17 protein-coding genes are annotated in these 19,604 nt (G+C 68.9%); 8 read left to right on the plus strand and 9 right to left on the minus strand.

Annotated elements, in window-relative coordinates:
• Positions 1-126 precede the first annotated feature (126 nt).
• From Q0654_RS15125 to Q0654_RS15150, 6 genes are all read right to left on the minus strand, one after another.
• On the minus strand, positions 127-1,590 hold the full coding sequence (locus Q0654_RS15125) for a DUF1501 domain-containing protein (protein WP_298855285.1): 1,464 nt from the start codon (positions 1,588-1,590) through the stop codon (positions 127-129).
• Entirely contained in the window at positions 1,587-3,305 is a 1,719-nt protein-coding gene (locus Q0654_RS15130; RefSeq protein WP_298855287.1) for a DUF1800 family protein, read from the minus strand. Before Q0654_RS15130 ends, Q0654_RS15125 begins: the two co-directional genes overlap by 4 nt.
• A 146-nt stretch (positions 3,306-3,451) precedes the next feature.
• Positions 3,452-4,420: a peptidylprolyl isomerase gene (locus tag Q0654_RS15135; protein ID WP_298855289.1), complete on the minus strand. Its 969-nt coding sequence runs from the start codon at positions 4,418-4,420 to the stop codon at positions 3,452-3,454.
• A 533-nt stretch (positions 4,421-4,953) separates the two neighbouring features.
• Complete coding sequence (nei, locus tag Q0654_RS15140) at positions 4,954-5,772, minus strand: endonuclease VIII (RefSeq protein WP_298855291.1); 819 nt, start codon at positions 5,770-5,772, stop codon at positions 4,954-4,956.
• A 126-nt stretch (positions 5,773-5,898) separates the two neighbouring features.
• Entirely contained in the window at positions 5,899-6,570 is a 672-nt protein-coding gene (locus Q0654_RS15145) for an exonuclease domain-containing protein (RefSeq protein WP_298855293.1), read from the minus strand.
• The gene (locus Q0654_RS15150) at positions 6,567-8,414 is read right to left on the minus strand and encodes a DUF294 nucleotidyltransferase-like domain-containing protein (RefSeq protein ID WP_298855295.1); all 1,848 of its coding nucleotides are present in this window, start codon (positions 8,412-8,414) and stop codon (positions 6,567-6,569) included. The genes Q0654_RS15145 and Q0654_RS15150 overlap by 4 nt, the downstream gene beginning before the upstream one ends.
• 172 nt (positions 8,415-8,586) lie before the next feature.
• Between Q0654_RS15150 and leuS the strand changes: the two genes are divergently transcribed.
• The 6 genes from leuS to rlmH all read left to right on the plus strand — a co-directional run bounded on the left by leuS (position 8,587) and on the right by rlmH (position 14,699).
• The gene (gene leuS, locus Q0654_RS15155) at positions 8,587-11,439 is read left to right on the plus strand and encodes a leucine--tRNA ligase (protein WP_298855358.1); all 2,853 of its coding nucleotides are present in this window, start codon (positions 8,587-8,589) and stop codon (positions 11,437-11,439) included.
• A gap of 34 nt (positions 11,440-11,473) precedes the next feature.
• A complete protein-coding gene (gene lptE, locus Q0654_RS15160) occupies positions 11,474-11,956 on the plus strand; it encodes an LPS assembly lipoprotein LptE (protein ID WP_298855298.1) in 483 nt (160 codons plus the stop codon).
• Positions 11,956-12,978, plus strand: coding sequence for a DNA polymerase III subunit delta (holA, locus tag Q0654_RS15165; RefSeq protein WP_298855300.1), 1,023 nt, complete (start codon positions 11,956-11,958; stop codon positions 12,976-12,978). The genes lptE and holA overlap by 1 nt, the downstream gene beginning before the upstream one ends.
• Before the next feature lie 8 nt (positions 12,979-12,986).
• Positions 12,987-13,676: a nicotinate-nucleotide adenylyltransferase gene (gene nadD / locus Q0654_RS15170; protein WP_298855302.1), complete on the plus strand. Its 690-nt coding sequence runs from the start codon at positions 12,987-12,989 to the stop codon at positions 13,674-13,676.
• 66 nt (positions 13,677-13,742) lie between these two features.
• The gene (gene rsfS, locus Q0654_RS15175) at positions 13,743-14,195 is read left to right on the plus strand and encodes a ribosome silencing factor (RefSeq protein WP_298855303.1); all 453 of its coding nucleotides are present in this window, start codon (positions 13,743-13,745) and stop codon (positions 14,193-14,195) included.
• Between the two features lie 30 nt (positions 14,196-14,225).
• Positions 14,226-14,699: a 23S rRNA (pseudouridine(1915)-N(3))-methyltransferase RlmH gene (gene rlmH / locus Q0654_RS15180; RefSeq protein ID WP_298855305.1), complete on the plus strand. Its 474-nt coding sequence runs from the start codon at positions 14,226-14,228 to the stop codon at positions 14,697-14,699.
• 7 nt (positions 14,700-14,706) lie between these two features.
• On the opposite strand, the gene Q0654_RS15185 is transcribed toward rlmH, so the two are convergent.
• Positions 14,707-15,183: an RES family NAD+ phosphorylase gene (locus Q0654_RS15185; protein WP_298855307.1), complete on the minus strand. Its 477-nt coding sequence runs from the start codon at positions 15,181-15,183 to the stop codon at positions 14,707-14,709.
• Complete coding sequence (locus Q0654_RS15190; protein ID WP_298855308.1) at positions 15,180-15,686, minus strand: antitoxin Xre/MbcA/ParS toxin-binding domain-containing protein; 507 nt, start codon at positions 15,684-15,686, stop codon at positions 15,180-15,182. The genes Q0654_RS15185 and Q0654_RS15190 overlap by 4 nt, the downstream gene beginning before the upstream one ends.
• A gap of 197 nt (positions 15,687-15,883) precedes the next feature.
• Between Q0654_RS15190 and Q0654_RS15195 the strand changes: the two genes are divergently transcribed.
• Together Q0654_RS15195 and Q0654_RS15200 are read left to right on the plus strand one after the other, a co-directional pair.
• Positions 15,884-16,312, plus strand: a complete 429-nt coding sequence (locus tag Q0654_RS15195) for an NUDIX domain-containing protein (RefSeq protein WP_298855310.1) — start codon at positions 15,884-15,886, stop codon at positions 16,310-16,312.
• Positions 16,313-16,317: 5 nt separating this feature from the next.
• Positions 16,318-18,672 (plus strand): 2OG-Fe(II) oxygenase, encoded by a 2,355-nt coding sequence (locus Q0654_RS15200; RefSeq protein ID WP_298855311.1) that lies wholly within the window; start codon positions 16,318-16,320, stop codon positions 18,670-18,672.
• Positions 18,673-19,006: 334 nt separating this feature from the next.
• Here Q0654_RS15200 and Q0654_RS15205 read toward each other — a convergent pair whose 3' ends face one another.
• Positions 19,007-19,600, minus strand: coding sequence for a DUF938 domain-containing protein (locus Q0654_RS15205; protein ID WP_298855313.1), 594 nt, complete (start codon positions 19,598-19,600; stop codon positions 19,007-19,009).
• Positions 19,601-19,604: the final 4 nt, after the last annotated feature.

The raw sequence follows: 19,604 nt of genomic DNA on the forward strand, positions 1-19,604 counted from the left end.
GTCCTCGCGAAGGCGGGGACGGGGATCCAGGACTCGTGCGGCTGCGGCAATCGACGCTGGGCCTCCGCCGACGCGGGGGCGACGATCCAGGGCGGCGCAAGTGTTCTGTTCGTTGAGTGAGTGGGCTCAGCCCGGCAACATGAAGCCGAGATCCCGATACGTACCGATGTAGCCACCGGTGGCCGGGCCGAAGCGCGGCACCGCGCCGCCCAGGGCCGGGAAGATGTCGTTGATCTGCGACTCGCTGACGCCGAACCAGCGCGCCAGCGTCGACGCGTACTGGTCGACCGCCAGCTTGGGGATGATCTGGCCCCAGCCCGCGTCGTCGGGGCCGTTGCGCACCAGGCCCGGCATCTCGCCGTAGATGTCGCGGCCGCGCACGGCGCCGCCGACGACGAAATGCTCGCCGCCCCAGCCGTGGTCGCTGCCGTCGCCGTTCGCGGACGAAGTGCGGCCGAAGTCCGAAGCGGTGAACGTGGTCACCTGGTCCTGCACGCCGAGTTCGACGGTGATGTCGTGGAACATGCGGATCGCGTGCGACAGCGCCGCCATCTGGTCGCGGTGCTCGTCGAGCAGACGGTCATGGAAGTCGTAGCTGCCGACGCCGACGAAGAACACCTGCCGGCGCTGGCCGAGCTGGGCGCGGGCCTGGATCATCCGCCCGACCATGCGCAGCTGGCCGACCAGCCGCTGGTAGGCCGTTGGTGCGACCAGGCCGAGCCCCTCGGGCAGGGTGGGTGTCGGGGTGGCGAGCGGCGGGTTGGCCGCCAGCGCCGAGGTCACCAGTGCGTAGTTGTCGAGGCTGCGGCGCTGGATCTCGGCGGCGGCCCGCTCCATCGGGTGGTTGAGCGGACCGTTCAGCAGGGCATCGATCGCCGCGCGCCTTGGGGCGTTGAACTCCTGCAGGTAGCCGCTGCGCGCCTCCGCGCCCTGCGTACCCATGGCATAGGGCTGCACGCTCATGCCGGTCTGCAGGAAGTTGTGGCCGCGCAGCGAGATGCTCATCGACAGCTGCGGGTTCGGGTTCTGCGCCTGCAGCAGGTCCGCGATGCGCCCGGCCCAGCCGATCTTGTCGGGGATGTCCGGCCGTGAGGTCTGCCAGAACACCTGCTGGTCGGAATGCGAGAACAGCTGTGGTGGCACCCGCGCCGTGCCGTTCTGGAAGGTCGCACGCGTCACCGGCTCGATCAGCGGGCCGACGTTGGCGACGATGGCGCAGCGTCCGGCCTCGAACAGATCGCGCAGCGGCGCGGCGGCGGGATGCAGGGCGTACTGGCGCCCGTTGGACTGCGCGGTCAGTGGGTTCAGGTGGGTGCCGGCGGTGAGTGCGGTCAAGGGCAGGGCGAGGCCGGGGCGCGCGTCGACGTAGGTGGCGTGCGTCGCGCTGTCGCGCGGGATCACCGTGTTGACGTTGTCGTTGCCGCCATCCAGAAAGATGCAGACCAGCGCCTTGTAGTCGCTGCCCTTGGCGATGGCGCTGTTGTCGAGCGCGGCGGCCTGCAGCACGCGCAGGTTGCCGAACTGCGAATACAGGCTGGCGCCGCCAAGCGTGGCCAGCAGGCTGCGGCGGATCAGGTCGCGACGGTTCATTTCTGCACCTGGTATTCGGGCGAGGTGACGATCAGATGCACGGCTTCCCAGGCGCGTCGGCGCCCGCCGCTGTCGCCGAAGCCGGTGTACGGGATGCTTTCGATGTAGGCGACCACCACGCCGCGCATGTGCGCCGACATCTGCCCGCTCATCAGCAGCACGTCGAGATGCTCGACCAGCTGCGCGGGCGCGGTCGCCAGCGACCACAGGTTGCTGAAGTCCATCATCACCGTGCGCGCATCGGGGTTGGGGTTGAACCCGTTGCCGGTGTAGTGGCGCTCGGCCTGGTTGTAGAGCCAGTTCGCCGTGCGGGTGACGAAGACCTCATTGACGATCTGCAGCTCCGGCGAATACATGCCGAGCTGGGTCAGCTCGCCGGGCCGGCGGTAGTCGGGCTGGTAGAAGTTGAACACCGAGGGGCTGCGGTTCGGCGCCTGGTTGAAGTGCGATTCGGGGTTCCAGTCGGCATAGCGGCCGTTGGCCGCGGCCGCACCGAAGGCACGCCACAGATGGGTCTGGCGAAGCAGCGGCTCGCGGACCTTGCCGAAGCGCTGCGGCTGCGTCAGGTGTCCGCTGCGCGCTTCCGGATCCATCAGGATCGCGCGCACCAGCGCCCGCTGATCACCGCGCACGCCCTGGCCGTTGTTGTTGAACACCGCCGTCATCCGCGCGATGTAGGCCGGCGAGGGATTGCTGGTGACCAGGTTCTGGATCAGCCGGCGCGAGAGAAACGGCCCGACGTTCGGGTGGTTGAAGATGTTGTCCAGCGCGAAGTCGAGGTTGCTGTTGGGCGTGCCGCCGGCAGGACGCGTCACCCCCAGCAGCAGCTGCTGGTTGTCGGGGTCGGCGTCGGGTTCGGTGTGGTGGAAGCTGGCGAAGGCCTGCATCGGCATCGTCCAGCCGATCGCGTTCGGCCAGCCGGGTGAGCAGAACTCGAAGCCCGAGCAGTTGCCGAAGTTCCAGCCGGTAAAGACGTGGGCGAAGGTCTTGATGTTGAACTGGTTGTAGCTCGGCACCGGCTGGCCGCCCTGCAGTACCGGCGTACCGTCGGGGTTGAGCATGACCAGGCCGATCGAGAACAGCTGCAGGATCTCGCGCGCGTAGTTTTCGTCGGGGCGGATGTTCAGCACCGTATCGGGTCGGCGGTTGCCGCGCATGCTGAGGTAGCTGCCCATGGCCGGGCTGCGGGTGATGTGGCCGAGCAGGTCGCGGTAGTTGCCGAAGGCGCCCTCGATCAGCAGGTCGTAGTAGACCGACACCGCGCGCGGCTCGATCTCCAGCGGGCCGTTGGCGTCCGACACCACCAGCACCTGGCTCAGGGCATAGGCCACGCGCTGGCGCAGCTGGTCCGGGCCGGTGATGGCATTGAGGAACCAGGCCTCCATGCGCGCGTTCTGGTACAGCGGCTCGCCCAAGCCCACCACGTAGTCCAGATAGGGCACCTGGCGCGAGACCGGGGCGGCGAACTGTTCGTCGAGCCAGGCCTCATAGCCGATCTGGCGCAGGCGCTGGATGTCGGTGAGGCGCGTGCCGAAGGTGGACTGGGTCAGGAAGCGCGCGGCCTCGGCGTCGGTCTCCGGCGCAAACGGCTCGAAGCCGCTGGCGAAGATGCGCTGGGCGTAGGCCGGTGCAGCCGCGCCGAGCGCGACGAGCAGCACGGCCCAGGCCGCACAGCGGCGGAGTACGGAGGGGCGAGGAGTCTGGGGCTGCGGCATGCGGCGCGCCATCTGTGACGAACTGTGAAGGCGAACCCTAATGGGCCGCTCCGTCGATACAAGCCCGAAACGACGAACGGGGCCGTCCGCAGGATTGGCGGACGGCCCCGTTCAGGCAGGCGCGGGCGTCGAAGCGCGCCGGTCGATCAGTTCGCGCTGCAGCGGCTCGCCGTTGGAACGGTGATGCGCTGCAGGTTGTACTCGCCGTTGCCGTAGCTGGACTCGAAGCGGAACTGGCCGCGGTCGCAGCCGCTGAACTTGACGGTGACCCGGCCCCAGTTGCGGTCGGCCTGCACCTGGCCGGGCGCGAAGGCCGCGCCGAACTGGCCGCCGCTGGTCCGCTGCAGCGAGACCGTGACTTCGCTGGCGCCCCAGGCGAAGGACTGCGCGCCATTCATCCAGATCTGCTGGCCTTCGAAGTAGTCGTACCAGTAGACGATCAGCAGCGGCTGGTCGCCGGTGGCGGTACCGGGGGCGGACTGCGCGACTTCCACGACGAAGCCGCGGCCTGATTTGTCCGGGTCGAACCAGGAGCCAGCGTGCAGGTCGAGGATCGGAAAGCCGGTGGTGCGCACGGCGCGCTTGATCAGCGGATAGCGCACCGGTGAGTCGGTGCTGTTGGGGAAGATCGGCTCGGCATTGAGCTGATCGACCACGCCCATGCCGTGGACCACCCGCCCGAACACGGTGAAGTCGGGATCAAGATTGGCGTTGTCGCGGGTGTTGATGAAGAAGCTCGAGGTCGCCGAATCGCGCAGCGCCGCACCGGTGAACTGGTTCGAGGCCAGCGCCATCGCCAGCGTGCCGCGCAGGTTGCTGGGCGCGGGGCGCCGTTCCGAGGCGATCGAAGGCTTGGCGCGGATCGCCTGGAAGCGCGCATCGGCAGCACCTGCCTGCACCACGAAGTTCGGCACGATGCGATGGAACAGGGTGTTGTTGTAGCTGCCGTCATCGACATAGGACAGGAAGTTGGCCGTGGTGCGCGGCGTGTTGACGTTATCGAGCTCAAGCAGGATCGGGCCGCGATCGGTATCCAGCAGCACCCGTGGTGCGGTCTGGGCGAAGGCAGCGAGGGGAAGCAGGCAGAGCAGGGCGAATCCGAGGCGCTGCAGCATCGTGGGGTCCATTCCTGTACGTGGCAGCCGCGGGCTGCGGCAGCCGTGAAGGATAGCGCCTGACGGTGCGGATGAACGAAGAGGTCACGACGATCGTCGCTGCTGGCACGTCCCGTTGCACAGCGCTCGCCTCGCGAATCAGCCAGCGCAGTAGAGCGTTCACGACGCACACATAGGCTCCCGGTCGCAGGCGCGCAGCGACACTGCAGCCGCTGGAACTTGCCGGCCTCTTGCGTGACAGAGGCGCAAGTGCCTGCGTTCTAGAACAACGTCTGGTCAGCGACGTAGGGCCGAGAAGCGCTCAAGAAGCAGAATCGCAGGTGCATGATCGTATGGGAGCGTCCTCGCGACGGCGCGGCATGAAAGTCCGGCCGAAACAGCGTCTAGCGATCCCTGGCTCGTCGCCCCCGCGAATGCGGGCGCCTAGTGTCGCTTGCCGCAGTCGCAAGAACTCTGGATCCCCGCATGCGCGGGGATGACGAGTCCAGGTTTCTTCGAGAAAATCCGCGCCGGAAAGCGGGGCCGGGAAGCCATCAGGCCTGGCAGCGCCGGCACCAGTAGAGGCGGCGGCCGCCCAGCTCCGAGCGTTCGATCAGGCCGCCGCAGGCCTCGCAGTCCTCGCCGGCGCGGTCGAACACGCGGAAGCGGAAGCGCTCGCCGTGATCGACCTGCAGATCGGAGCGCAGGCGGCTGCGGCTGCGTCGCGCGACGCCGCGGGTGGCATAGCTGCGGCGCGGCACCTCCAGCAGGGCCTGGGCCAGGGCCATGCGCTCTTCGTCATCCAGATCGCGCGGCCGCCGCTGCGGCGCGATCGAGGCTTCGAACAGCACCTCGGAGCGCAGGTAATTGCCCATGCCGGCCAGAAAGCCCTGGTCCAGCAGCAGGGCGACCAGGCTGCGCCCGCGGAAGCGCGGGTCGCAGAGGCGCTGTGCCACCGTGGACACGCTGAGGCGTTCGTCCAGCACGTCAGGGCCAAGCTTGGCCAGGAAGGGATGCTCGCCGAGCCGATCGGTGGGCCAGAGTTCGATGTCCGAGGCCGAGTACAGCAGGATCGATTTCCTCGCGGTCGACAGTGCGACCCGCAGGCTGCGCGTGGTGTCGGGCCATCGGCCCGCTGCGGCCACCTTCCAGACGCCGTACAGCTGGTTGTGCGAGTACAGGCTCAGGCCGCCTTCGAAGTGGGTCAGCAGGGCCTTGCCGTGCGGTTCGATGGCGAGCACGCGCTGACCCACCAGTTCGTCGGCGCGCGCCGCCAGCGCGGGAAATGCGAACCACACATCGGTCAGCGGCTGCCCCACCACGGCGCGGGCAAGCTGATCGGCAGCACGGCGGATTTCAGGGCCTTCGGGCATGGGCGCGGAGTGTGTGGAAACGCAGGGCGTGAGCGCGTGAAGCCGGCGGAGCTCACGCGTGCAGCGCTCCAGCCAGATAGGGTGGGCCCTGGCCCACCATGGCATAGGGTCTCGCCGCCACCCCGCCTACCGCGCGAGGTCACGCAGACGCAGCCCGGCCTCGTCGCCGATCCTGCCGACCTGGGCCAGCAGCAGCTCCGCACAGGCCTGGGCATCGATCGCTGCGTTGTGGGCGCGATAGGTCGGCAGGCCGTAGCGCTCGCGGCAGGCGTGCAGGCGCAGGTAGCCCTTGGGGTCGACCTCGTTGCGGCGGATGCGCCGCTCCAGAGCCAGCGTGTCGATGTAGCGCAGGGTCGGCGGCAGGCCGAAGCAGCGCCGGCTGGCCGCGGCCAGGAAGTTCAGCTCGATCGGCGCGCCGTGCGAGACCAGCACGCGACCTTCCAGCTCGGCCAGCAGCAGGGCGACGGCCTGGCAGGGCTCGATGCCTTCGGCCACGTCGGTGTCGGTGAGCCCGTGCACGGTCGCGCTCTGGCCGACGCCCTCCCTGTCGCGAGCATCAGCGCACACCAGCAGGTGGCGCGCGCTGTCCATGTGGATCCGCGCCTGCGAGATCCGCACCCAGCCCATGCTGAGGATGCGGTCGTTCTGGGTGTCGAGGCCGCTGGTCTCGAAATCCACTGCCAACAGCTCGGCCTCGGCCCAGCGCGTGGACAGCGCGGGCAGGGGCAGGGCGTAGTGCCGCTCCAGCGGGGTCCCCCGCGCGCGGCGTCCATACAGCAGTCGCCGCAGTCCGCTCACTGCACGCCGAAGGCGTTGGCCAGCCCGGCCTGCGCCTGGCGGATCACCAGGAAGGCGTCGCGCAGGGCATCGCGATCGATGCGGTTGAGCTGGCTGGGGTTGATCCGGTTGTCGGGCTTGTCGCCCGCGGCCAGCTGTGCCGCCTGGTGCTCCAGCCGCAGGCGGGCGAGCAGCCTGAAGGCCGCCGACAGTTCGGCGGCGTCGATGTCGGCCATCCGTCCCATGCGCCGCAAGCCTTCGATGCGCGCCAGCCCGCCGGGCTCGCGTATGCCCGCGGCCAGCGCGCGCACCCGCAGCAGGTCGTTCAGCGGCAGGCTGCCGGCCTTCTTCATGTCCAGCGTGTCGCGGTGTTCGCCGCGGTGCTCGACCACGAAACGGCGGAACAGGCCGAGGGGTACTTCGTGGGTCAGCGCATGCTTGGCCAGCACCGCGAGGAAGATGCCGTGCCGCGGCGAGGCATCGAAGAGCGATTCCTGCAGGGCATCGAGCAGGCTGCGGTCGCCGTGCACGCAGCGCTGGTCGAAGAAGATCGAGGCGTGCAGCAGGGCCTTGGGGTCGGGCTCGTGCATCCAGCTGCGGAAATAGCCCTGCCAGACGTCCAGCGGCTGCCGCCAGCGCGGGTTCTGCGCCATGACGTCGCCATTGCAGAAGACATAGCCGCAGGCATCGAGGCCCGCGCAGACGAACTTCGACAGGGTTTCGAAGTAGTCGGCACCGCCCTCGTCGGGCGTCTGCGCCAGCAGCAGGCCGTTGTCCTGGTCCGTGTGCGGGCCTTGTTCATTGCGCGCCTGCGAGCCGAAGGCCAGCCAGGCATAGGGCATGGGCGGCGGGCCGAAGCGTTCCTCGGCCATGCGCAGCAGCTGGCGGGTCACCGCGTCGGTGAGCGCACTGAGCATGCGCATCACGTCCTCGGGGCGCGCGCCGTTCTCGAGCATGAGCGCGAACATGCGCGGCATTCGTCGGGTAACGTCCTGCAGGCCCTCGACCGTGTCCTGCTTGCCGACCTGGCGCACCAGGTACAGCGGGTGCTGGGTCTGCAGGCTGACCAGGTCGCGGGTGGTGATCATGCCCGCGGGCTTGCCCTCGCGGGTCAGCGGCAGGTGGTGGATGCCGCGGTTGGCCATCACCAGGAAGGCTTCGAACACCGGCCGGTGGACGTCGAGATGGGTCGGATCCGGGGTCATGATCCGGGTCACCGGTTCATTCGGATCGAGGCCTGCGGCGAGCACGCGATTGCGCAGGTCACGGTCGGTGACGATGCCCTGCATCCGCTCGGCGTTGCCGATCAGGATCGAGGACACGCCCTTCTGCGACATCAGCTGCGCGGCCTCGCGGATGCTGGCCTCGGGCCCGACCATCACCGGTGCCCTGCTGCCCAGCCGACTGACTGGCGTGGCCATCAGCTCGTTGCCGCCGCCGGCTTCGGCGGCGGCGCGCATGCGTTCTTCCAGGGTCGAGACGAAATGCTGCTCGAAGGCCGCGTTGGCCGCGCGCAGGCGGTTGAAGTCGGCCACCGGCAACAGGTAGAGCAGGCCGTCCTCGATCAGGGTCACGCGATTGCGCACCGGCTTGCCGGTCAGCAGGGAAGGCAGGCCATAGCTTTCGCCCTCGGCCAGCCGATTGATCAGGCGCCCGGCGCCATCGTGGACCTCAACCGCGCCGCGCCGGATCACCGCCAGCGCGGTGTTCGCCTGGCCGATGCCGAGCAGGACCTCGCCGCGGCGGCGATAGATGATCTCGATGCGCCGGGCGGCCGACTCGAGCTGTTCGGGCGTCAGCCGGTCGAAGGGCGCGTGCCCACGCAGGAAGTCGATGACCTCGGCGAGTTCTGGGCTGATGCTCATGGCGGCTGCGCTGGCGGGCGGGGCTTCCACCATAGCGCCGCCCTTGTTGCCCGGCGATGCGGCTTTGGGTGTAGGCGCATCGCCTGCCGCACCATCCCTGGCACCGCCGAAAGCGCGCCCGCCAGCCGGCGCAGGCGGTTAAACTGCGCGACTGCCCTCCCGATCCCCGAATATCCCCGCCATGCAAGAGAACTTCGACCCCAAATCCATCGAAGCCGCTGCCCAGAGCTTCTGGGACCGCACCCGCGCCTTCGAGGTCGTCGAGGACAGCTCGCGTCCGAAGTACTACTGCCTGTCGATGCTGCCGTACCCGTCCGGTGCGCTGCACATGGGTCATGTGCGCAACTACACGATCGGCGACGTGATCAGCCGCTACAAGCGCATGCAGGGCTTCAACGTGATGCAGCCGATGGGTTGGGATGCCTTCGGCCTGCCGGCCGAGAACGCCGCGATCAAGAATAAGACCGCGCCGGCCAAGTGGACCTACGCCAACATCGACCACATGCGCGGGCAGCTGAAGCGCCTGGGCTTCGCCTACGACTGGTCGCGCGAGCTGACCACCTGCACGCCCGAGTACTACCGCTGGGAGCAGCAGTTCTTCGCCCGGCTCTTCGAGAAGGGCCTGGTCTATCGCAAGAACAGCGTGGTCAACTGGGACCCGATCGATCAGACCGTGCTGGCCAACGAGCAGGTGGTCGATGGCCGCGGCTGGCGCTCCGGCGCAGTGGTCGAGAAGCGCGAGATCCCGCAGTGGTTCCTGAAGATCACCGCCTACGCCGACGAGCTGCTGGACGGCCTGGACAGGCTTGAGGGCTGGCCGGAAGCGGTCAAGACCATGCAGCGCAACTGGATCGGCCGCTCGGAAGGCCTGGAGATCCAGTTCGGTGTCGAAGGCACGGACCAGCCCCTGACCGTGTTCACCACCCGCCCCGACACCCTGATGGGCGTCACCTTCGTCACTGTTGCCGCCGAGCATCCGCTGGCGCTGGAAGCCGCGCAGGACGACCCGGCGCTGGCCGCCTTCATCGAGCGCTGCAAGCAGGGCGCGGTCAACGAGGCCGAGCTGGAAACGCAGGAGAAGCTGGGTGCGCCGACCGGCCGCTACGCGCTGCATCCGATCAGCGGCGAGCGCGTGCCGATCTGGATCGGCAACTTCGTGCTGATGGGCTACGGCACCGGCGCGGTGATGGGCGTGCCCGGCCACGACGAGCGCGACGGCGAGTTCGCGCGCAAGTACGGCCTGCCGATCCGCATGGTCATCATCAACCAGGACGTGCGCGATGCGCTGGACGAACTGCGCCGCGACGCGGCCAAGGGCGGCGACGCGCTGACCACGGCGCTGGGCGGCGGCGCCCTGCGCGATGTGTTCGAGCCCTCGGCGGCCGTGCAGGTGATCGAGAAGTTCGAGGCCGCCATCAAGGAAGAGTTGGCGTTCACCGAGCGTGGCTGGCTGGTCAATTCCGGTGAGTTCGACGGGCTCGACTTCGCCCAGGCCTTCGAGGCCATCGCTGCGAAACTCGAAGCCATGGGCCGCGGCACCCGCCGCGTGAACTACCGGCTGCGCGACTGGGGCGTCAGCCGCCAGCGCTACTGGGGCTGCCCGATCCCGATGCTGTACGACGCCGAGGGCAATGCCCGCCCGGTGCCCGAAGACCAGCTGCCGGTGCGCCTGCCCGAGGACGTGAGCTTTTCGGGCGTGGCCTCGCCGATCAAGGCCGACCCCGAGTGGCGCAAGTACACCGACCCGGTAACGGGCGCGGCCTTGGAGCGCGAGACCGACACCTTCGACACCTTCATGGAGTCCTCCTGGTACTACGCGCGCTACTGCTGCCCGGGCGCCGACGACATGCTGGACGGCCGCGCCAGGTACTGGCTGCCGGTGGACCAGTACATCGGCGGCATCGAGCACGCGGTGATGCACCTGATGTACTTCCGCTTCTTCCACAAGCTGCTGCGTGACGCCGGCTATGTGGACAGCGATGAGCCGGCGACCAATCTCCTGTGCCAGGGCATGGTTATCGCGCCTTCCTTCTACGCGTTGAATCCCGACGGCAGCAAGGAGTGGGTCGACCCCACAAAGGTTGTCACGTACACGCATGCTGATGGCAGCAAGACACATTGGACGGATGTTGTGCCACTGAACATGGCGGATAGTCTTGTTGAAGGGAAGGGTGCGACACCCTTTATGTCGATCTTCGCGGATGGCCTGAAGACTGTGCCAACCAAGGATCGCAACGGTGTTACCGGAGTTCTGGTTTTCTCTGGGCGCGAGGTCTTTGCTGGTGGCACCGAGAAGATGTCCAAGTCGAAGAACAACGGCGTCGACCCGCAGTCGATGGTCGACAAGTACGGTGCCGACACCGTCCGCCTGTTCTCGATGTTCGCCGCCCCGCCGGACCAGAGCCTGGAGTGGAACGAGGCCGGCGTCGAAGGCATGGCCCGCTTCCTGCGCCGCCTGTGGAACGCCGTGCACCGCCACGTCAGCGCCGGCGCGGCGCCCGCGCTGGATGCGGCGGCGCTCAACGCCGAGCAGAAGGCCCTGCGCCGCAAGCTGCACGAGACCATCGACAAGGTCGGCGACGACATCGGCCGCCGCCACGCCTTCAACACTGCGATCGCCGCGGTGATGGAGCTGCTGAACGCGCTGACCAAGTCGGACGATGACAGCGCCGAGGGCCGCGCCGTGCGCCAGGAGGCCTACACCGCGATCGCGCTGATGCTGAACCCGATCACCCCGCACACCAGCCACGCCTTGTGGCAGGCGCTGGGCCATGCCGAGACCCTGATCGAGGACCAGCCCTTCCCCAAGGCCGATCCGGCCGCACTGGTCCGCGATGCGGTTACCCTGGCGGTGCAGGTCAATGGCAAGCTGCGCGGAACGGTCGAAGTAGCCGTGGAGGCCGCGCGTGAGGCCATCGAGCAGCTGGCCCTGGCCGAGCCCGCGGTGCAGCGGGCGCTCGACGGGCTCACGGTGCGCAAGGTGATCGTGGTGCCGGGCAAGATCGTCAACATCGTCGCCGGCTGAGCCGGTGCAGGGCAGGGCAGTGATGCGCACGCTGATGAGAATGCTGGTCCTGGGTCTGCTGCTGGCGGTCGCCGCCTGCGGCTTCCGTCTGCGCGAAGAAGTGCGCCTGCCGGAGCGCCTGAAGACGCTGCGTCTGGCCCAGGTCGATCCCTACTCCTCGATCGGCCGCGACCTGCAGGCGGCGCTCGAGCGCGCCGGTGCGACCCTGGTCGACGACCCGGCCGTGCCGGCGTCGGTGCTGCGGATCGACAAGCTCGATGAGCGCCGCAACCCACTGACCGTTGACGCCGCCGGCCGCGCCCAGGAGTTCGAGATCGTTCTCAGTGCCGAGGTCTCGCTGCTCGATGCCGACGGCGTGGCGGTGATGCCCGCGCAGCTGATCGAGCTGCGCCGCGACTACCTGTTCGACACCGCACAGGCGCAGGGCACCTCGAACGAGGAGGAGCTGATGCGCGCCGAACTGCACCGTGAGCTGGTGCAGTCCATCCTGCGGCGGATCGACTCGGCCCTGCGCTGATGATCGGCGGCGCAGCGAGCACGGGCGCTGGCGGCGATCTGCCGCCGGTTGCGCTGATCGCCAGCAGCGAGGCCCTGCTGCGGGTCGAGGCGGCGGATCGACTGCGTGCCCAGGCGCGTGCTGCGGGCTACAGCGAGCGCGAGATCTTCGAAGTCGACGCGCGCTTCGACTGGGCGCAGGTGCAGGCCAGCTGTGCGGCGATGTCGCTGTTCGCCAGCCGCCGTATCGTCGAGCTACGCATCGCCTCGGGCAAGCCCAACAAGGACGGCGTCGACTGGCTGCAGGCCTACTGCCGCAACCCGGCGCCCGACATCCTGCTGCTGATCCTGTGCGAGGACTGGAGCAAGAAGCACGAGGGCGCCTGGTTCACCGCCGTGCAGAAGGCCGGCCGCGCCCAGGTGCTGTGGCCGATCAAGGTGCACGAGATGTCCGGCTGGCTGGGCCAGCGGCTGCGCGCGCAGGGGCTGGAGGCCAGCCGCGAGGCGCTGGAGCTGCTGGTCGAGCGGGTCGAGGGCAACCTGCTGGCGGCAGCCCAGGAAGTCGACAAGCTGGCACTGCTGAAGCCCACCGGGCGCATCGATCTTGAGTACATGGCGCACGCGGTGGCCGACAACGCGCGCTACGACGTGTTCGGCCTGAGCGATGCCGCGATCGGCGGCGATGCGCGCCGTGCCCTGCAGATGCTGGCTGGCCTGCGCGCCGAAGGCCAGGCGGTGCCGGCGCTGGTCGGCTGGCTGTCCTCGCAGGTGCAGCAGCTGCTGCGCGTGGCCGAGGCCAAGGCGCGCGGCGGCAATGTCGAATCCGCGCTGCAGGCGGCAGGCGTGTGGTCTTCGCGGCAGGCGCCCTTCAAGAAGGCGCTGGCGCGCGGCGATGTCGCGCACTTCGAGGCGCTCTTGGCGCAGTGCGCGAGGATCGAGCGCATCGGCAAGGGCCGCGAGCAGGGCGACGGCTGGCGTGAGCTGGAGCGCCTGCTGGCGGCGCTGGCCGAGCCGCGCGTGCGGCCGACCCTGCTGGCGGGCTGAGCGCGTCCGTGTCGACCGCACGCCCGCTGCACATCGTCTACGGCGGCACCTTCGATCCGGTGCACCGTGGCCATGTGGCGATTGCCCGCGCCGCATGCGAGGCCCTGCTGGCGGAAGGTCTCGAGATCCGGGCCTTCGACTTCCTGCCGAATGCGGATCCGCCGCATCGCGCGCCGCCGGGCGCGGCGGCCGGCCACCGCGTCGCCATGCTGTGGCTGGCCCTGGCCGGCGAGAGCGGCTTCGGCATCGACCTGCGCGAGCTGCGCCGCGGCGGCGCCTCCTACATGGTCGATACGCTGGAGGAATTGCGCGGCGAGCTTGGGCCCGAGGCGCCGCTGGTGCTGCTGCTGGGCGAGGACGCCTGGCGCGGCTTCGATCGCTGGCAGCGCTGGCAGGCGATTCCGCGGCTGGCGCATCTGCTGGTGGTGGATCGCCCGCATGCCGGGATCCCTGCTGCATCGCCGGCGCTCGAAGCGCTGGCGCTTGAGCGCACGCAACCGCTGGCCGGACTTGCCGAAGCCCCCGCCGGCGGATTCTGCAGGCTGAGCCTGCCGCCGGAACCGGCCTCCGCAACGGACGTGCGCGCAGCGGTGGCGCAGGGCGATGGACGTGCCATCGAGGCCTATCTGGAGCCCAGCGTGGCCGCCTACATCAAGCGTCATGGGCTGTACGGCCGGCACGCCTCCGGGTCAACCTGAACGAGGCCGAGGGCGCCCGCGGACGGGCTCACCTATACTTCGCGCTCGCGCCCCCGAGCGTCCCCAATGCCACAGGTCAACCATTTGAACCCGAAAGCCCCCGCCCAGCCCGCCCCGCGCGCCCGTGCCGCCAAGAAGACCGCCCCCGGCGGCCCCTCGACTGAAGCCCTGAACGAGCGCATCCGCTTCGCGCTGGAAGAGCTCAAGGCCCGCGATGTGCGCGAGATCGACGTGCGCGGCAAGTCGGGTTTCACCGACACCCTGTTCATCGCCTCGGGCACCTCGAGCCGCCACGTCAAGTCGATCGCCGACGAGGTGCAGAAGCGCGTCAAGGAAATCGGCGCAATGCCGCTGGGCGTCGAAGGCGAACGCGAGGCCGAGTGGGTCCTGGTCGACCTTGGTGACGCCGTCGTCCACGTGTTCCTGCCGCGCGTGCGCGAGTTCTATGCGCTGGAGCGGCTGTGGAGCGTCGATGGCGATACGCCGCGTGCGGCGGATGCCGAGACCGACGAAGGCTGATCCCGCTCGCGTTGCTGGCGAGCGCGCACCATGAAGGCCCAGCTGATCGCCGTCGGCACCGGCATGCCCGACTGGGTGCAGACGGCCTGCGCCGACTACTTCAAGCGCCTCTCACACTGGCTGCCGCTGCAGCTGGTCGAGCTGGCCCCCGGCGAGCGCGGCAAGGGCCGCGACACCGCTCGCGCGATGGAAGACGAGGCCAAGCGCCTGCTGGCGGCGGTGCCGCGCGGCGCGCACATCGTGCTTCTCGATGGCCGCGGCCGCGCGCATTCCAGCGAACAACTCGCAACGCGCATGCAGGCCTGGCGCATGCAGGGTCAGGATCTGGCTTTCCTGATCGGCGGGCCTGACGGCTTCCACGACTCGGTACGCAGTGCCGCGGCTGAGAGCTGGTCACTCGGCCCGCTGACCCTGCCGCATCCGCTGGTGCGCGTGGTGGTGGCCGAGCAGCTCTACCGGGCCTGCAGCCTGCTGGCGAATCATCCTTACCATCGGGGTGGCTGAGGCGCTGTCACTTCCACGCCCGCGGATCGTAGGCGTAGGGCAGGCGCGCGACTTCGCGCACGGCGTGTTCGCCCAGTGCGGCGCAGTTGATCAGCACGTTGTATTCGCCGTGGCTCAGCCAGTGGTCGCTTGGCAGTAGAACGGAAGGCACGGCCGCTGCAAGCGGGCGGCCCCGGCGCGCCCATTCGCTGCCCCATTGTTGAGTCGAGTGGGGTGCGGCGGCGGCTCGCCAGTCGGCGGGCAGTGCGGCGGGGCGATCGAGCGCACAGTCGTCGGGCAACTCGAAGCCAAGCGCCACCAGGGCGATGTCGGCGACCTGCCGTTCGGCATGCACGAACTTCTCGAACGCGGCCAGGGCCAGCGTAGTGCTGGTGTAGACCAGCGCCGTGCCGACGCGATTCCAGCGACCACCGAAGCGGGCGGCACCAATGCCGTGGAGCGCCGTGTCGGCGTGTTTCAGCGCCTCGACTCGCCAGACGATCACGAGTACACGCCGTACTCGATCCGTCCCAGAAGCTGCTCAACCGCCTGTCGGCCAGGCGCGGTGCGCAGCAGCGCGCGCGGCGCCTGGAAGTCGAGCGCGCGCTGGGGTGTGGCCAGCCAGCTGTCCGCCGATTCGATGCTGCCGAGCACTTCGCGAGCCATCTGCACCAGCCGCGTGATCTCCAGCGTGCGCTCGGCATGTTCCTCGCTCAAGGCTTGCCGGGGCTGGGCACGAAAGCGTTTCAGGCTGGCCTCGCCCAGGCCCACGGCCTGCAATCGTGCATGGACATCGCCGGGCAGGGCATCAATGAGCTGCAGCATCGCCTGCCGAGGTACGCGACGGCCCAGCTGGGCGTGCCGCACCAGCGGTGACTGCGCGAGCGCAGTGAGGGAGGCGTTGGACGCATCGGCCACGCCGGGCTCGCGCACGCCGCTGCGACGGCTGCTCGCGGCGGATCGGCTGCGCGAAGGAGGGGTGGGGGGATCCTGGGTTCGACTGGACACGCTGGACTCCTGATCCGATGCTCGGGATCAGACGATACGCCGATGGCTGAAGGATGCAAGGCGGGGAATGCGCTGGGGCAGTCTGTCGAAGGGACAGCTGCGCACGAGCGCGAATTCCGATGCGCAGGCGAATTCCGCGGCGTGCTTCATCCGCTGCGAGGAAGGCCAGGCCGGAGCGGCCGCGCTAGACTTGCGCGATGAACTCGAACGAATGTTCCGCAACCGATCAACCGATCCAGACCGTGGCGGCCGTCATCGCCGATGCCTATGGCCGCGTGCTGCTGGTCCGCAAACGCGATACCCGTTTCTTCATCCAGCCTGGCGGCAAGCGCGAAGCCCATGAGTCGCCGCTGGCGACGCTTGCGCGTGAACTGCGCGAAGAGTTGGGTGTCGAGCTCGTCGAATCGACGGCTGTTGCGCTGGGCGAGTTCGAGGCCGCCGCGGTGAACGAGTCCGGTCGGCGCGTGCGTGCGATCGCGTACGCGGTGACGATTGCCGGTGAGCCACAGCCGCACGCCGAGATCGCCGAGCTGGCCTGGGTCGATCCGCATGCCCCCACGGTGCCGGTGGCGCCACTCAGCCGCGACCATATCCTGCCGGCCTGGGCCGCGGTTACGCGCGAGTAAGCCCGATGAGCACGGACGCCCTGCGCCAGCTCGCCGCCACGCTTGCGGCCATCGACGCCCCCGGGCGCTTCGCGACGCACTTCCTGCGGCCAGCGAAAGGGCTGCATATCGAGGTGGACGGCCTGGGCAAGGTGCCTCTGCCGATCGACCCGCTGGTGGCACGAACGCTGTGCGAATCTGCCGAACTGGCCCTGCACGGTTACCGCGACGAGACCCGTCTGGACACCCGTGTGCGCAACACCTGGGAGATTCCCGCCCGTCGTATCCGCATGGACGTGGCCACCTGGCAGCCCGTACTGGACGACGCGCTGCAGCGCATCCACAAGGATCTGGGCCTGCCCGATTCGAGCCTGCTGCAGGCCGATCTGCACAACCTGCTGGTCTACGAGCCGGGTCAGTTTTTCGCTCGCCACCAGGATTCGGAGAAGTCCGACGGCATGCTGGCGACCCTGGTGGTGACCTTGCCTTCCAGGTTCACTGGCGGTCGTTTCGTCATCGAACATCAGGGCGAGAGCCTTCGCGTCGGCGGATCGGCCAGCCAGCTCGGATTCACCGCCTTCTTCGCGGACTGCTCGCACGAAGCGCAGGCGGTCAAGTCGGGTTACCGGGTGGTGCTGACCTACAACCTGAGGCTGATTGCCGGTGAGCAGGGCGCCTCGACGAGTGCGCTGGACGCTGCGGCCCAGCCTCTCGTTCGCGAGCTGCGGCGCTACTTCGCCACCGTGGTGCCCCCGCGCTGGGATTGGGATCCGCCCGCCGCACCGCCTGATCGCCTGGTCTATCTGCTCGATCACCAGTACACGCAGCGCGGCCTGGGCTGGGCACTGCTCAAGAACGCCGACGCTCCGCGCGTGGCTGCGCTGCGCGAGGCGGCCGGGGCCTTGGACTGCGAATGCATCCTCGCGCTGGCCGACGTGCATGAGGTCTGGAGCTGCGAGGCAGGCCCTGGACGCAGCCGCTGGGATCGAGACGACGATTTCGACGCAGACGATGCAGACGGTGATCCAGCGCTGGCTTCGGACATGCGGCTGGGCGAGCTCATCGATGACGACATCGAACTGCGCCATGGGCTGGCAGCGGACGGCAGCGAAGCGGATGTGATGGGCGCGCGTGTCGACAGCCGCGAGCTATGCCTTACCCGCGCCAGCCGCGAGTGCGAGCCCTTCGAGTCCGAGTACGAAGGCTTCATGGGCAACTATGGCAACACGCTGGACCGCTGGTACCACCGTGCCGCCGTGGTGATCTGGCCGCGCGCCCGCGCTTTCGAGCTGCGCGCCAGAACCTCACCGCTATGGGCCTTGCAGCAGGTCGACGCCCGGCTCGTGGCGGAGGGCGCAGATGCGGCGGTCAATCTCGTCGAACACGTGCTCCCGTTCTGGAAACAGCTGCCGACCGATGACCCCGTTCTGGGAGGTCTGGCGGTGAGCGTGGCGCGCCGCTCGGAGCATGCGGGGCTGGCGCTTGACCTGCTTGGCCCGCTGCAACCCGCATGCATGCCGGCCAGCGCCGCCGAGGATTTCGCGGGCTTGCTGAGGTGCTACGGGCTTCGCTGGTGCGAGGATCTCCTGGCCCAGTGGCGCGGTGAACGCGGTTGGCGGCGCGCCGGGATCGAGCAGCACCGAGCGTGGATTGCCGACGCGCTGCCCGAGTTCTGCGAGGCCTGCTGTGCGGCCGAGCCGCCGCAAGGCCGTCGTCTGGCGGAGGCCTTGCTGACGGAGCAGTGGGCGTGGCTGCAGCAGTGCCTGCGCGACGACCTGCGGCCCGAGCGCGTTCCCGCGCGTGATCGCGCCCAGCGCGTGCAAGGGTTCTGCGCGCCTTTGTTTGGCCTGATCGAAGCAGGCGAGATCGTGGGCGCTTCGACAACACTGCAGGCGATTGACGACCTGCTCATTCGCAGTGAGGTCGCGCTCTCGCCGGAGGCCCTGGTCCTGCTGCTGCGGGAGGCGCTGAAGGACGCTCGGCGCGCGCGCCGAGTGCAGGCGCGCCTGCGGACTCTGATGGACCATGCAAGGCAGTTGCTCGAACAGCGTCTCGCCCAACCCGAGCGCGCGGCCGATGATTGGTCGATCGTGGTTCGACTGGGATGCACGTGCAGCGAGTGCGAGGTGTTGCAGCAGTTTCTGGCGGCAACGGCAGAGCGGACGCGCACCTGGCCCTTGGCCACCCAGGGCCGCGAGCACGTGGCGAGAACCATCGCCCACCATGACCTGCCGGTGACCTGCACCACCCTGCGCAAGGGCAGCCCTTACAAGCTGGTGCTGGAGAAGTCCCAGGCGCTGTTCCAGCGTGAGGTTCTGGATCGCCAGCGTTGGGCTCGGGCTCTGGACGGGTTGAAGGGCGTGGCCAGTCAGCTGGATTGAGGCATCTGCGCTTCAAGGCTGGGCGACTCGCTGTTGAGCGCTTCCCGGCGCTGCGCCGCGCTGCAGGCGTTCTCGGGGAGGCTGGGCTTCGTCATCCCCTCGGAGAGCCTGCCCTCGCGAAGGCGGGGGCGGGGAGCCAGGACTCGTGCGACTGCGGCAAGCGACACTGGGCCCCCGCCTACGCGGGGGCGACGATCAATGGGGTCGCAATCGTTCTGTTTCTTGAGGGCCTCCCAGCCCCGTTTCGCGTGCCAGGTGTTCTCGGGAGAACGGCCTCCGGTGCCTCTGCATCTTGAGAGATCTGGCTGCGAGCCGAGATGAGCTTCGGTAGTCTCTACCGACGCCAGACCAGACAGCGATTGTTCGCTGGCATCGCGATATCGGCGACAAGTGCGAAGCCCTGCGCGCGGGCCAGCGTGTCGACCGCTTCGAAGTCGCGGAGACCGCGCTTGGCGTCGTCCGCGCGCAGCTGTGCATCGAAGTCGGCATTGCTCTCGCTGGTGAATCGGCCGCCGTAGTTGAACGGGCCATAGACGATCAGCGTCGACTTGGGGTCCAGCACCTCGCCGAGCATGGCGAAGAACTGCTCGACCTCCGGCCAGCCCATGATGTGTAGGGTGTTGGCGCTGTAGGCGGCATCGAAGCGCTGCGCGGGCCAGAGCTCGCGGCGGGAGACGTCCAGCTCGAAGGGCGCGGGCAGGTTCGGTAGCTCGGCCTGTGCAATGCGCGCGGCCAGCCCGGGCAGATAGTCGGCGCGGTCGCTGCTCTGCCAGTGGAGATGTGGCAGATGTGCCGAGAAGAACTCGGCGTGCTGGCCGGTGCCGCCGCCGATCTCCAGCACGCGCGCCGGCGCAGCGAGGTGTTCGCGCAGTACGGCCAGGATCGGCTCGCGGTTGCGTTCGCAGGCGGGGGAGAAGGGCAGTTCCAAGCGC

This window comes from uncultured Aquimonas sp. (genome assembly GCF_937888285.1).
In the GTDB taxonomy this organism is placed as follows: Bacteria; Pseudomonadota; Gammaproteobacteria; order Xanthomonadales; family Xanthomonadaceae; genus Aquimonas.

Excerpts from the sequence above, each read along its gene's own strand:
- Q0654_RS15125 (WP_298855285.1), bottom strand. The coding sequence starts at position 1,590 with ATGAACCGTCGCGACCTGATCCGCCGCAGCCTGCTGGCCACGCTTGGC.
- Q0654_RS15130 (WP_298855287.1), bottom strand. The coding sequence starts at position 3,305 with ATGCCGCAGCCCCAGACTCCTCGCCCCTCCGTACTCCGCCGCTGTGCG.
- Q0654_RS15135 (WP_298855289.1), bottom strand. The coding sequence starts at position 4,420 with ATGCTGCAGCGCCTCGGATTCGCCCTGCTCTGCCTGCTTCCCCTCGCT.
- nei (WP_298855291.1), bottom strand. The coding sequence starts at position 5,772 with ATGCCCGAAGGCCCTGAAATCCGCCGTGCTGCCGATCAGCTTGCCCGC.
- Q0654_RS15150 (WP_298855295.1), bottom strand. The coding sequence starts at position 8,414 with ATGAGCATCAGCCCAGAACTCGCCGAGGTCATCGACTTCCTGCGTGGG.
- lptE (WP_298855298.1), top strand. The coding sequence starts at position 11,474 with ATGAGAATGCTGGTCCTGGGTCTGCTGCTGGCGGTCGCCGCCTGCGGC.
- holA (WP_298855300.1), top strand. The coding sequence starts at position 11,956 with ATGATCGGCGGCGCAGCGAGCACGGGCGCTGGCGGCGATCTGCCGCCG.
- rsfS (WP_298855303.1), top strand. The coding sequence starts at position 13,743 with ATGCCACAGGTCAACCATTTGAACCCGAAAGCCCCCGCCCAGCCCGCC.
- rlmH (WP_298855305.1), top strand. The coding sequence starts at position 14,226 with ATGAAGGCCCAGCTGATCGCCGTCGGCACCGGCATGCCCGACTGGGTG.
- Q0654_RS15195 (WP_298855310.1), top strand. The coding sequence starts at position 15,884 with ATGAACTCGAACGAATGTTCCGCAACCGATCAACCGATCCAGACCGTG.
- Q0654_RS15200 (WP_298855311.1), top strand. The coding sequence starts at position 16,318 with ATGAGCACGGACGCCCTGCGCCAGCTCGCCGCCACGCTTGCGGCCATC.